This is a genomic window from Pseudoneobacillus rhizosphaerae (assembly GCF_917563885.1).
Classification (GTDB): domain Bacteria; phylum Bacillota; class Bacilli; order Bacillales; family Cytobacillaceae; genus Pseudoneobacillus; species Pseudoneobacillus rhizosphaerae.
On record NZ_CAKJTG010000023.1, the window covers coordinates 43,301 to 56,015 of the forward strand.

General features: G+C 36.7%; 13 protein-coding genes. All 13 read right to left on the bottom strand.

What is annotated here, in order from left to right; translation table 11 throughout:
- Position 1: 1 nt before the first annotated feature.
- Genes flhF through fliF form a run of 13 tightly spaced genes read right to left on the bottom strand, consistent with a single transcriptional unit; the run spans position 2 to position 12,696 of the window.
- Positions 2-1,336, bottom strand: a complete 1,335-nt coding sequence (flhF, locus tag LRP83_RS17545; protein ID WP_230498001.1) for a flagellar biosynthesis GTPase FlhF — start codon at positions 1,334-1,336, stop codon at positions 2-4.
- Positions 1,333-3,366 carry a flagellar biosynthesis protein FlhA gene (gene flhA / locus LRP83_RS17550; RefSeq protein ID WP_230498002.1) on the bottom strand — a complete coding sequence of 678 codons (2,034 nt, stop codon included), beginning with the start codon at positions 3,364-3,366 and terminating at the stop codon, positions 1,333-1,335. Before flhA ends, flhF begins: the two co-directional genes overlap by 4 nt.
- Positions 3,363-4,454, bottom strand: a complete 1,092-nt coding sequence (gene flhB / locus LRP83_RS17555) for a flagellar biosynthesis protein FlhB (protein ID WP_230498003.1) — start codon at positions 4,452-4,454, stop codon at positions 3,363-3,365. The genes flhA and flhB overlap by 4 nt, the downstream gene beginning before the upstream one ends.
- Before the next feature lie 2 nt (positions 4,455-4,456).
- Positions 4,457-5,227: a flagellar biosynthetic protein FliR gene (fliR, locus tag LRP83_RS17560; RefSeq protein WP_290369577.1), complete on the bottom strand. Its 771-nt coding sequence runs from the start codon at positions 5,225-5,227 to the stop codon at positions 4,457-4,459.
- Positions 5,228-5,232: 5 nt separating this feature from the next.
- On the bottom strand, positions 5,233-5,502 hold the full coding sequence (gene fliQ, locus LRP83_RS17565) for a flagellar biosynthesis protein FliQ (RefSeq protein ID WP_230498005.1): 270 nt from the start codon (positions 5,500-5,502) through the stop codon (positions 5,233-5,235).
- 15 nt (positions 5,503-5,517) lie between these two features.
- A complete protein-coding gene (fliP, locus tag LRP83_RS17570; RefSeq protein WP_230498006.1) occupies positions 5,518-6,267 on the bottom strand; it encodes a flagellar type III secretion system pore protein FliP in 750 nt (249 codons plus the stop codon).
- Positions 6,268-6,272: 5 nt separating this feature from the next.
- Positions 6,273-6,842 carry a flagellar biosynthetic protein FliO gene (locus LRP83_RS17575; protein WP_230498007.1) on the bottom strand — a complete coding sequence of 190 codons (570 nt, stop codon included), beginning with the start codon at positions 6,840-6,842 and terminating at the stop codon, positions 6,273-6,275.
- 35 nt (positions 6,843-6,877) lie between these two features.
- Positions 6,878-7,522: a MotE family protein gene (locus LRP83_RS17580; RefSeq protein WP_230498008.1), complete on the bottom strand. Its 645-nt coding sequence runs from the start codon at positions 7,520-7,522 to the stop codon at positions 6,878-6,880.
- Positions 7,523-7,538: 16 nt separating this feature from the next.
- Positions 7,539-7,970 (bottom strand): flagellar export protein FliJ, encoded by a 432-nt coding sequence (gene fliJ / locus LRP83_RS17585; RefSeq protein ID WP_230498009.1) that lies wholly within the window; start codon positions 7,968-7,970, stop codon positions 7,539-7,541.
- Positions 7,967-9,289 carry a flagellar protein export ATPase FliI gene (fliI, locus tag LRP83_RS17590; RefSeq protein WP_230498010.1) on the bottom strand — a complete coding sequence of 441 codons (1,323 nt, stop codon included), beginning with the start codon at positions 9,287-9,289 and terminating at the stop codon, positions 7,967-7,969. The genes fliJ and fliI overlap by 4 nt, the downstream gene beginning before the upstream one ends.
- Positions 9,273-10,100, bottom strand: coding sequence for a FliH/SctL family protein (locus tag LRP83_RS17595; protein ID WP_230498011.1), 828 nt, complete (start codon positions 10,098-10,100; stop codon positions 9,273-9,275). The genes fliI and LRP83_RS17595 overlap by 17 nt, the downstream gene beginning before the upstream one ends.
- Positions 10,084-11,094 carry a flagellar motor switch protein FliG gene (fliG, locus tag LRP83_RS17600; RefSeq protein ID WP_230498012.1) on the bottom strand — a complete coding sequence of 337 codons (1,011 nt, stop codon included), beginning with the start codon at positions 11,092-11,094 and terminating at the stop codon, positions 10,084-10,086. Before fliG ends, LRP83_RS17595 begins: the two co-directional genes overlap by 17 nt.
- 6 nt (positions 11,095-11,100) lie before the next feature.
- Positions 11,101-12,696 (bottom strand): flagellar basal-body MS-ring/collar protein FliF, encoded by a 1,596-nt coding sequence (fliF, locus tag LRP83_RS17605; RefSeq protein ID WP_230498013.1) that lies wholly within the window; start codon positions 12,694-12,696, stop codon positions 11,101-11,103.
- Positions 12,697-12,715 lie beyond the last annotated feature (19 nt).

Here is a 12,715-nt window from a genome sequence, read left to right on the forward strand (position 1 = left end):
CTTATTTAACCTCTCCTAATAAGTAACTTGTTAGCAAGGTTGGATCAGTAGCGGTAATATCTTCCGGTACACTTTGCCCATTTGTTATATAGGCTATTTGATAAGGAAAATGAAAGGCAATATTGAGAATGGTACCATAGCTACTAGTTTCATCAAATTTTGTTAAAATAATCTTCTTCACTGGGCTGTCTAGGAATCGTTCTAATAAAATTTGTATATCTTCATATTTTGTCGTTAGACTTAAAGCCAAATAATTTTCACTTTCGATTGGCTGTTTTAAAAATTCATTTACAGATTCAAGATATTTAATTTCCTTGTAATTACGTCCTGTTGTATCCATATAAATTAAATCGAAATTTTTCAGGTTGATTAATGCTTGTTCTAGATCTTCTGCTGAACGGACAACTTCAATAGGAACATTTAAGATACCTGCATATGTTTTAAGTTGTTCAACTGCACCTATTCTATAAACATCCGTTGTAATCATTGCAACTCTTCTCTTTTGTTTTAAGATTTGCTCTGTTGCTAATTTGGCAATGGATGTTGTTTTCCCAACACCTGTCGGGCCAACGACATTTATGATACGTGTATTTTCACTTATTACATTGGATTCTGGAATCCGCTTTTGAAAAATCTCTTGAATGATTTGTTCGATTTCTTGTTTGATTTCCTCATCAGATATCCCGGTGATCGTCTCATATTTTTTCATTAGGCAACTGATAATGTATTCAGACACTTCTTCCGTTACACCTTGTGCCTTCAAACGATTAATCCACTTCACTAATCCTGAAGGCAAAGTCTTGGAATCCTGATTGTTCAGCATAAAATTCATCATCATTTTTCGCATATGCTTCAGTTCATCCAGCAATGGTTCACTTTGTTCGTTTTGTTCTATTGACTTACTAGTGTTTGTCTCATCTACTTTCGGCGCAGTTACTTTAGCAGGATTTTCAACAGGTTCTGCTATTTTCGAAGGAGATACTTCCTCCACTTTTGCAGACTGAGCGTAAAAATTATAAAGTTTTTGAGGATTTTGACTATAGCTAGATATATTATTTTCAATATCCTTATTCATTGTTTCCTGTTGTTTTACATCAGTAGTTGTAGTAAGTTCTATCCCCTTTTTTGGTTCAATCATGAAGGAGCGCTCAGGTAAAACACTTTCTGTTTCTATCGAGTATGCTGTTACTTCATACTTTAATTTACGAAATAAACCAAGTACACCACCCGTCTTAATAGATCGTGTATTAACAATAATTGCGTTATCACCTAATTGCTGACGAACCATCCTTAAGGCAAGCGGCATCGAATCAGCTATGATTTTTTTCGTTTTCATATGTTCACCACACCTATACTCTGAATTTCGATTTCTGGCTCAAGCTCTGTGTAAGCAAGGACCGGTACAGTCGGCATAATTTTATCCACCAATTGTTTTAAATACATTCGTATTGAAGGCGAAGTAAGAAAAATGGGCTGTCCTCCAGCTCTTACTACTCGACTAATTTGCTCTTGTAATTCTTCAGTAATTTTTCTTACCAATTGTGGGTCCATCGATAAATAATAGGTACCGGATTCAGTCTGCTGTATCGAATCTGATATTCCTTTCTCTAACGTCGAACCTGCAGTTAGTACATGAATAGTTCCATTCTCTGCAAATTGTTCAGTGATTTGTCTAGTTAAGGATTGCCTGATGTACTCAGTTAATACTTTAGGTTCCTTCGTATATAGGGCGTAATCTGCCAACGTTTCAAAGATCGTTGGTAAATCTCTAATTGAGATTTGCTCACGGAGAAGATTTCTTAATACCTTCTGGATTTCACCGATGCCCATTAAATTCGGAACAAGTTCATCAACAAGGTTAGGATGGGTTTCCTTAAGATTATCAACTAACTCCTTCGTTTCTTCTCTTCCTAATAACTCAAATGCATATCGTTTTAACACTTCGGTTAAGTGCGTCGCTATGACGGACGGTGGATCAACAAGCATATACCCTAATAACTCCGCTTTTTGCTTGGATTCCAAGTTAACCCAAGTAGCTGGTAAACCAAATGCAGGTTCAATTACTTGGATTCCTTCTAATTCTTGCTCAGAAGAATCTTGACTCATGGCAAGGAAATGATCCAAATAAATTTCTCCCTGGGCTATTTTACTTCCACGAAACTTTAATACATATTGATTTGGTGGCAATTGTAGATTATCGCGAATTCGAATAGTCGGGATAACGAGACCTAGTTCAATCGCGAATTGACGTCTAATCATGACAATCCGGTCAAGAATATCTCCACCTTGTTTTTGATCTGCCAAAGGAATTAGTCCATATCCAATTTCAAGCTCAAGCTTGTCCAATTGTAAAAGACCAATAACCTTTTCTGGACTTCTAATATCTTCTTCATCATTATCAACTGTCTCTAAGGTTGCTGCCATTTCATCCTTTCTAACCGTTCTTTGGATCGAATAGGCGCTAAAAGCAAGTATTCCAGCAACTGGAAGTGTTAAAAATAGACCAATCGGAGTGAATAAACCTAATAAGAACATCATTCCCGCAACAATAAATAGTAATTTAGGATAATTAAATATTTGCTGAATAATATCCGTACCTAAATTTCCATCTGAAGCGGCACGAGTTACCGTGATCCCTGTAGCAGTAGAAATTAGTAAAGCTGGTACCTGCGAGACTAGACCGTCCCCTACTGATAAAAGGGTAAATGTGCTTGCTGCTTCGGCAAAATCCATTCCGTGTATAGTCATCCCGATGATAAATCCACCGATGACATTGATTATTAAAATGATGATACCAGCTATGGCATCCCCCTTAACAAATTTACTTGCCCCGTCCATTGATCCATAGAAGTCAGCTTCTTGTTCAATTTTTCTACGACGTAATCTAGCGTCCTGTTCACTGATTAATCCAGCGTTCATATCCGCATCAATACTCATTTGTTTACCTGGCATTGCATCTAATGTAAAACGTGCTGCTACTTCTGCCACACGTTCTGATCCTTTGGTGATGACTAAAAACTGAATGACTACTAATATTAAGAAAACAACAAAACCGATAACCGCATTTCCACCGATAACAAATGATCCGAACGTCTCAATCACAGCTCCACCATCTGCGTGTGAAAGGATGGAACGTGTGGTAGATACGTTAAGAGCCAGTCGGAAGAGTGTGGTTATTAAAATCGCTGTTGGGAAAATTGAAAATTCCAACGGTTCTTTTGTACTCATTGCTACCAATAAGATTAATAAAGAAATACAAATGTTAAAAATCAATAAAAAATCTAATAATAATGTTGGTAAAGGTACAATCATCATGACAACAATCATAATGACAACAATCAATACGGATACGTCTTTTATTTTCATGCCATCATCCCCTTATACCTACCCTCTTGATAGTAAACATAAGCAAGTATCTCTCCTACCGCATTAAATAGTTCTTCCGGTACGGTTTCGCCGACTTCTACTGAAGCAAATAAAGCTCTTGCTAGTGGTTTATTTTCAACAATCATAATTTTATTTTCTTTTGCAATTTCTCTAATTTTTAATGCCAGGTGATCTTGACCTTTGGCAATGACTTGAGGTGCAGCCATTTCTTTCATTTCGTAACGAATTGCCACAGCAAAATGGGTAGGGTTCGTTATGACCACATCCGCCTTAGGTATATCCTGCATCATTCGATTTTGAGCCATTTGACGCTGAATCGCCTTTCTCTGACCTTTAACGTGCGGGTCACCTTCCATTTTTTTATGTTCATCCTTAATATCTTGTTTAGACATTCGAATTTGTTTTTCATGCTCATATTTTTTATACATATAATCAATTGCTGAAATAGCAACTAAACAAGCCGATATCGTAATGCCAAGTTGAATAGTAACCGTTCCTATTAATCTCGTAGCATCCCAAATACCTTTTTCACTTATCTTGATTAAATCAGGCAATTTACTCATCATTATCTTATACGCTATAAATCCGATGATGATAATTTTCATTAATGCCTTCAATAACTCTACGATGGATCGAAGAGAAAAGATCTGTTTGGCTCCTTGTATAGGATTTAGTTTCTCAAACTTCACTTTCACTAGATCTGCGTTTAACATAAAACCAACCTGCATATAGTTAGCTACTAAACTAGTCAAAACAACAACCGCAAAAATAGGAGCAACAAGTTTAACAGATTGAAAGAGCAATTGGCTAAATAGTAGTTGTGTGCTAGCTACTGAAACGTCCCAGAGTATATATTCTTGGAATGAATGGCGAAAGATGTTTAACATCCCTTCCATCATACCTTTCCCTCCAATGAGTAAATACGAGAAGCAAAAAAGTAAGGTGAAGGCTGGAGAAACTTCCATACTTTTAGCGATTTGTCCTTTTTTTCTGGCATCTTGTCGTTTTTGTGTCGTTGCTTTTTCTGTTTTTTCTCCAGAGAAAAACTGCAAATCAAGACGAAGCATGGTTATCCCCCCAGTATCTTTAATATGGCATGCATGGATTCAAACATTGTTTCGAAGAGAACTTTTAACAAGTAAAAGAAACTTGGTAAAATGATTATATAAACAGCAAAGTGCAATAGTAATTTAATTGGTGGAAAAACGGCAAAGATATTCATTTGTGGAACGGTTTTTGCCATGATCCCTAATGCAATATCCATGAGAAACATAATTCCAACGATAGGTGCTGCCATCATAAAGCCGATGATAAACATTTGTTTCACATTCTCAATCAATAATGTAGACAAGCTTCCATCGGCAAAGGAAGGAACGAACGTGCCTATGCTTACCCAGTCAAAACTGATTAAAATTCCTTGCATGAGCAAATGATGTCCGTCTGTTGCAAGTAATAACAACATAGCCAAAATATTTTTAAAATGTCCTGAAAGCTGAACGTTTATTCCTGAGCTCGGATCAAATAGAGTAGCCATTGAAAACCCAATGGGTATATCGAGCATAGAACCCGCAATTTGAACCGCATATAATAGGATTTTCGGAATGAACCCTAAAAAAATCCCAATCAAAAACTCTTTAATAATTAACGATGTTAAAATTCCCATTGATGGATTTTCGATAGGATCATTGATGACACCATAACATAATGCCGTTAATATAAAACTGATTCCAATTTTATAAGTATTCGGAACTTGTTGCCCTGAAAATAATGGTACTATGACCATAAAGGAAGTAATCCTTACGAATATAAGTAAAAAACTCCACCAGGAGAAATCCTCCATGGCTCTCACCCCACATAATTAGAAAGGCTACCTAATAGGTTTTCTGTAAATTCTACTACCAGCTTTAGCATCCATGCTCCAAAGAAAAGAATAGTTAGAAAAACAGCAACAATTTTTGGGACAAAGGCAAGCGTTTGGTCTTGTATTTGTGTTGTTGCTTGAAAGATGCTTACTGATAACCCAACTAACAGCGCCACACCGCAAACTGGGGCAATGACAATGAGGATAGTATATACTGACTCTTGTGCAATACGTATAATCATTTCAGTAGTCATACAGATCCCCCCTTCCTAAAAACTCAATAATATGGATTTTGTAATTAAATACCATCCATCAACTAAAATAAATAATAAAATTTTAAATGGGAGTGATATCATCACAGGAGGTAGCATCATCATCCCCATTGACATCAAAACACTCGAAACAATCATATCGATGACTAAAAAGGGAATAAATATCATAAACCCCATTTGAAATGCCGTTTTTAATTCACTAATAGCGAAGGCAGGAACTAAGGCATTTAACGGGATATCCTCCAGCCGCTCTGGTCTTTCTTGTTTTGTATAATCCAAAAAGAGTGCCAAGTCCTTTTCTCTTGTTTGTTTTGTCATAAACTCTTTTAATGGGGTACTAGCAGCTTCATAGGCTTCCTCTTGTGATAGTTTCCCATCTAGAAACGGCTGAAGGGCCTCTTTATTAATTTCTGAGAAGGTTGGACCCATAACAAAGAAGGTCATAAATAAGGCTAAGCCAATTAGCACTTGATTAGGGGGCATTTGTTGGGTACCTAAAGCCGTACGCACAAACCCTAAAACAATGACAATTCTTGTAAAGCTAGTCATTAATATAAGAAAAGATGGAGCAACCGATAGTAACGTAATTAAGATAATTATTCTTAATGTATTAGAGACTGCCCCTGGGTCATCTCCTGTGTCTAAATCGATACCTGGCAATATGGTTCCTAAAGTTTCAGCTGCATACACATTAGGGATAAAGACTAGTAGTAGAAAAGGTAGGATAAGTGCTAGTTTTTTAATCATTGCGCTTACTCCTCTCTACTCTCTTTCTTCATTTTCTGAAGATGTTTTTGCAAAACAGATATCCAAGCTTTATTTGGATCACTAGATAACCATTTAGAAGATATTCCTTCTGATTGATTCTCATAACTTTCTAGCAAATGTTGATATTCTTCGCCTTTTTCGATCGAACGAATAAGATTAATATTCTCTCCTACTCCCACTACATAAATGGTTTGGCCAATTAATATAACTTGTACAGATTTGTTATTTCCGAGATTGTGGCCACCTAAGGGAAGCACTGGCCCACTTGATTGTATTAAGCCGTTACGTTTGGATAAATATCGCAGTAACAATAGCAATAATCCTATCACTAAAATAAAAGATAGAATAAATTTCATAAATAAGGGAAATATGGTAGGAGATGCGCCTTCTACGGTATTCGGGGAAACAGGTACCGATTTACCCTCCTCTTTTTTTAGCGTATCGTAGACGGTCGGCTCTTCAGTGGATGTAGAGCCTTCAGCATAAATAGTGGATTGAAAAGAAAATAAACATACGAATATTATTAAGAGAATAATACGTGAAGAACTTTTCATGATGGTCTCCTTCCTTGGAGTAAATTCCTATTAATCTATTTCTGTATCACGTTGGAAGCTAATTGATTAATTTTTTCTTTTAATTCGATTTCATTGTATTCTACTAAATCTAAAATTTCTTTCATTATCATGGTAATTTGGCCTGCTTTTTTCGTATCCTTCATTTTTCCAATTATTGAACTTTGTAAATCTTGATCGATAAATAAAATGATTTGAGTTGCATCATTTAAAGGCATTTCTTGAAAAATCCCAGCTGCTTTGTGTGGGAGCATATTTTCGTATAATTCTGCTACTTCATCCATTTTTTGATGGAACTGTTCATTATTCTTGGATTCTAATAGTTTTAGAAGTTCTTCATGATTCATTTTTAGAACTTCTAACGATTTTTGAGTGTTAGCTAACTTCGAATTTAAATCATCTATTTGTTTATCCTTTTGAGTTAACTCAAGCTCAGCATTGCGAAGCTGTTTCTTCCAGTCTTCTTTACTATCCTTACTAATAGCAGAGGCTTGATTAGATTCTGTCAGCATACTACCAACTAATGGCATATGACTTCCCAAGCTTTTAGCTGGTATATTAAAGAAATAGACACAAACGCCACCCAAAATAGCAAAAAAAAGAACTGGGAATAAACATAGATAAAAGATGCTTCCTAATTTCTCCACTATTTTCTCTTTCATTCTTCTTTTTTCTCCCTTATTTCCGTGTATAGCGTAAAACAGCCATTTCATCTAGCATAGCCTGTTCTTTTTGAAGCAATTCCTTTTGAAATATTTCTTTTGATTTATCTTTCCACTTATTCCACATTTTTGATTCTTGTGTTTTTTCAATGAGTACTTGATATTTTTGTTCAGCTTCTTGGTGAATCAGCTGAGATTTAGACTCTAATTGTTTGATTTGGCGATTAACATATTCAATATTATTTTGAGCAACTACTATTTCCATGATTGACTTTTTGTGAACATCATCATAAAGGTTAAAAGCCTGATCCTTTTCTGTTTCTAAATCTTCAAGCTGCTCTTCTAACTCTAGTTGCTGAAGCTTAATAGTTCCATACTCTTGTTCCGCTATTTCTTTTTCTTTTTCTTTAAAATCTAGTACCTTTTGGAAGGAAAACTGAAATTTCATCGTATGATCTCTCCAAATTGTGAAATTATGAATGATTCAGCTTCTTCTAATTGAGATGACTCAAACACACCTTGATGTAGAAAGTTATCCATTAATGACTTAAACCTGATGGCTAAATCTATTTCTCTATTAGAACCCTTTTTATATGCTCCGATGTTAATAAGATCTTCGGCCTCTTTATATGCAGCTAATAATCTTTTAAAGTTTTTTGCTCCGCTTTGGTGTTCATTTGTCGTAATTTCCGTCATAACCCGACTAGCGCTGTTTAATACGTCGATAGCTGGGAATATTCCTTTACCAGCTATTCCACGATTTAACACAATATGACCATCTAATATGCCCCGGACAGCATCGGCAATAGGTTCATTCATATCATCACCGTCCACAAGGACTGTATAAATCGCTGATATGGAACCATTTGGGCCCGTCCCAGCACGCTCCAATAATTGTGGGAGCATCGCAAAAACGGATGGTGTATACCCTTTGGTGGTTGGAGGTTCTCCTATTGCTAGTCCAATCTCACGCCCAGCCATAGCAAAACGTGTCACTGAATCCATAACTAGTAACACATCTTTTCCTTGGTTTCGAAAATATTCTGCTATGGATGTGGCAGTTAGGGCACCCTTGATGCGAATTAGTGCGGGCTGATCGGAAGTTGCTACAATCACAACCGACTTTTTAAGTCCTTCTTCTCCAAGATTTTCTTCGATAAAATCGAGCACCTCGCGTCCTCGTTCTCCAATTAAGGCTATAACATTGACGTCTGCTGTCGTATTTCTTGAGATCATTCCAAGAAGTGTACTCTTTCCGACTCCACTTCCGGCAAATATCCCCATTCTTTGACCTTTACCCATTGTGAGCAAACCATCAATAGTCCTAACCCCTACTCCAAGTGGAGCATGAATCCGAGGCCGGGTCAGTGGATTAGGTGGCTGTGTATAAGTAGGCACTTCCTCTAAACCTAATGGCAGTGGCTTCCCGTCTATAGGTTGGCCCAGTCCATCTAAGATTCTACCTAATAATTGTTGTCCAGCCTTTACCATAATGGGCTTTCCACTTGCCACCACATCACAACCAGGTCCAATCGATCTTACTTCACCTAATGGCATAAGTAATACTTTGTTTTCCTTGATTCCAACTACCTCAGCCTGAATGGGGGTGTTAGATTGTGATGGGTAAATGTAGCAAAGCTCACCAATTCGAACATCAGGCCCTTGAGATTCAATCGTAAGTCCAATGATTTGTGTGATTTTCCCATTCACCCGAACAGGGTCACAATTGCGAATTAGTTTAACATAATGTTCAGCTGTTAAATTCACCTTCCGGAACCCTCCTGGCATCTTGGATGACCTTTTTTATTTCTTCGATTTGAGTATCAATACGTGCATCTACGCTCCCATAAGCCGTGCGTATGATGCAACCTTTTTCTGAGACAGAGTGGTCTGGAACAATTTTAATTTCAGTTTCACCATTCACAACTGCAAGTAAGTGAGCTCGCTGTGATTGAATATAATCGAAATCCATCGGATGGACACAAATAGTAATAAAATCCTTTTCCTTAAAACGAAGAATATGCTGCTTTATTAACTCCAAAAATTTATCTGGATAACATTCTAATTCCTGCTTAATAATTTGAGAGGCAATGGCATTACTTAACTCAAGTAAAAAAGGTTCTGCTTCTAAAATAATGGATTCCTTTTGCTTATAAGCATTTTCTAATAATTCTTGTACTTGTCCTATTTTTTCTTTGTATTCTTGATAGACTCTTTCCTCTACCTCTTTTTTTCCAGTTAGCATGCCTTCTTGGAATCCTTTATCTCTCGCTTCTTGCGTAAGGATTTCTAGCCTTTTTTCATTCTCTTCCCACCACATACCCATCTTCTCTTCAGCATCATTAATCATTGAATTTACTTTTTGTTTAGCTTTTAGAATGATTTCCTGTGCTTTTAATTGGGCTTCTTGAATCAATTTATCGACCATTTGGGTTTCTATAGCTACATCATCAGCTTGTTTTGTAGAATCAGAAGTACTTATTTGTTTACTTTTGTTTCCAACTGGAATCTTAACGACCTTTACATCCCTACTATCTGTTAGATGAGAAGCCTTAAATACTTTAGAGTATGATGTCATCTGCCCCACCTCGAGTTATGACAACTTCCCCGGTATCTTCGAGTCGTCGAATAATAGAGACAATCCTTCCTTGGGCCTCTTCTACATCTTTCACTCGGACTGGTCCCATAAATTGCATTTCTTCCTCGAAGCTCTCCGCCATTCTCTTTGACATATTTTCTAGAATGATTTTTTTTACTTCTGGACTTGAAGCTTTTAATGCAAGAAGTAAATCCTGATTATCGACTTCTTGAATAATACGTTGGATGGCTCTTCGATCGAGAGTGATAATATCTTCAAAAATAAACATTCTCTTTTTAATTTCATCAACTAGCTCTCTATCCTTTAAGCCAAGTTGCTCTAATATACTTTTCTCAGTACCGTGGTCAACTCCATTAAGAATGCTGACAATCGAGTCAATTCCACCAACCACAGTATAATCATGACGTATAGTGGTAGCTAATTTTTGTTCAAGTATATTTTCTACTTCTTTAATGACCTCGGGTGAGGTTTGTTCTAATAATGCAATTCTCCTAGCTACATCCGATTGAAGTTCACTAGGTAGGGATGCAAGGATTTGTGATCCCTGTTCTGGTTCTAAATGTGCTAGTACAAGAGCGATGGTTTGTGGATGTTCATTTTGAAGAAAATTATAGATTTGCATAGCATCAACACGGCGTGCAAAATCAAATGGTTTTGTTTGAAGTTGGGCCGTTAAGCGTTGGATTATTTGTCTTGCCTTATCCTTACCCATAGCGGACTCAAGTACTTCTTGAGCATAAGAAATTCCACCAGTAGCCAAATAATCCTGTGCAATACACATCTCATGAAATTCTTTTAATACATCCTCTTTTTCCTTGGAGTCTACTTTTCTAACGTTAGCGATTGCAAGGGTAAGCTGGTCTATCTCTTCCTCTGATAAATGACTAAATACTTTTGAGGACATTTCCTTCCCCATTGAAATAAGCAAAATGGCTGCCTTTTGTCGTCCGTTCAATTTTGTTGCATGTGCCATGAGGTATTATGCCTCCTCTTCATCTAGCCAAGTTTTTATCATATTGGTAAAATCTTTCGGTCTTTGCTCAAGTAACTTTTTCAATTGACTTTCAATACCCATATCTTGTTCAGCAAAATAATTAGGTTCTTCAATCGGTTCTAAATAAGATGGTGTTAATTCCTCAATTTCCACATTACTTGATTTTTTACGACGTAATAACGATACTACTAGAATCAACAATATTAACACTGCTGCTGCTATTGCTCCTCCTAGGTATAGCCATTGATTTGTTGGTTTCGTTTCACTTGGTGAGTTTTGAGCAAACGTATGTGGAAAAATCGTTATTCGTTGATTAACATCTTCATCTGTTAATTCAGGATGCCCAAGAGCTGTTCGCACCGTATTAGCAACAATATTTCGAATGTTTTCTTCCGTTTCAGTTGCTAACGAATTTACTCCATCAGAATTTGGTGGTTCTACTCCAACATTTATCGTAATATCCTCAATTTTATATGGGCTTTTAATGATCTCGTTCTGAACTCGGTTAACCTCATAGTTCACTCGATCCTGAAGTTCTTCGTAATTGTTATCTCCACCTGTGTTTGCACCTACATATCCTGGTACATCATCTGGTCCTGTCCCTACAACACCTCCAGCTGAAGCCCCTTCACCTGTGTATGATTTTGAGATTTTTTCCGAACTTACGGCTATACCATTATTTTTTTCACCTGTTGGCTGAACAAGCTTTTCTTCGGTTTTGACCTTATCGAAGTTCAACCTTACAAAAGTATGAACATACACTTTATTCGTTCCAAGGATGGTTCCTAATAAGTTTTGAATACTCTGTTGAATATCACGCTGCACGTTTTGTTGAATTTTGCGCTGTTCATCATATTCTGCAACTGATTGATCTCCACTTTGGCTATCTTCTAGAGCTAATTGTTCACTGTATTGATTGACAATCGTAATATTTTCTATGGGAAGTTTAGGTACACTACGTGAAACTAAGGTATATAGAGCTTTAATTTGTGGTGAAGTCAGTTGTACACCTGGCTCTACATCGACAATGACAGAAGCAGTAGCTGTCTGTTCATTATCTTGTCTAATAAAAACAGACTCTTCCGGTAATGTTAAAATAACCTCTGCATTTTTGATTCCATCGACAGTCTCTAACACTCCAGAAAGCTGATTTTGCATCGCTTCACGCTCAAGGATTTCATATTGCCTGTCCGTAGCACCAAAAGTAAGGTTTTGACTAAAAATATCAAAATTAATCTTATTATCTTTCGGATATCCTTCCGCTGCGAGACTCACTAGTAATTCTGGTGCTTTTTTATGAGGAACATGTATCATCGTCCCATTATCAGAAAGTTTGTAGTCAGTAAATCCTTGTTTGTCCAATTCCGCTTTAATATCGCCAATTTCACGTTGGGTCAATTGCCCTGTGTATAAAGGGACGTATTGCGTACGAGATGCAAAAAAAATAAAGGTGGAAAAAGTAACAAAAAGGAAAAGGAATGTTCCAATGATCAGACCTTTTTGTTTCGAACTACGGTCACCCCAATATTTAGTAAAAAGTTCTTTAGTTTGTTTGGTTTGATCTATCCATGATCGATTCATTTTTCACCCTACCAGTTTT

Excerpts from the sequence above, each read along its gene's own strand:
- flhF (WP_230498001.1), bottom strand. The coding sequence starts at position 1,336 with ATGAAAACGAAAAAAATCATAGCTGATTCGATGCCGCTTGCCTTAAGG.
- fliF (WP_230498013.1), bottom strand. The coding sequence starts at position 12,696 with ATGAATCGATCATGGATAGATCAAACCAAACAAACTAAAGAACTTTTT.
- fliJ (WP_230498009.1), bottom strand. The coding sequence starts at position 7,970 with ATGAAATTTCAGTTTTCCTTCCAAAAGGTACTAGATTTTAAAGAAAAA.
- LRP83_RS17575 (WP_230498007.1), bottom strand. The coding sequence starts at position 6,842 with ATGAAAAGTTCTTCACGTATTATTCTCTTAATAATATTCGTATGTTTA.
- LRP83_RS17580 (WP_230498008.1), bottom strand. The coding sequence starts at position 7,522 with ATGAAAGAGAAAATAGTGGAGAAATTAGGAAGCATCTTTTATCTATGT.
- fliR (WP_290369577.1), bottom strand. The coding sequence starts at position 5,227 with ATGGAGGATTTCTCCTGGTGGAGTTTTTTACTTATATTCGTAAGGATT.
- fliQ (WP_230498005.1), bottom strand. The coding sequence starts at position 5,502 with ATGACTACTGAAATGATTATACGTATTGCACAAGAGTCAGTATATACT.
- LRP83_RS17595 (WP_230498011.1), bottom strand. The coding sequence starts at position 10,100 with ATGACATCATACTCTAAAGTATTTAAGGCTTCTCATCTAACAGATAGT.
- flhB (WP_230498003.1), bottom strand. The coding sequence starts at position 4,454 with ATGCTTCGTCTTGATTTGCAGTTTTTCTCTGGAGAAAAAACAGAAAAA.
- flhA (WP_230498002.1), bottom strand. The coding sequence starts at position 3,366 with ATGAAAATAAAAGACGTATCCGTATTGATTGTTGTCATTATGATTGTT.
- fliG (WP_230498012.1), bottom strand. The coding sequence starts at position 11,094 with ATGGCACATGCAACAAAATTGAACGGACGACAAAAGGCAGCCATTTTG.
- fliP (WP_230498006.1), bottom strand. The coding sequence starts at position 6,267 with ATGATTAAAAAACTAGCACTTATCCTACCTTTTCTACTACTAGTCTTT.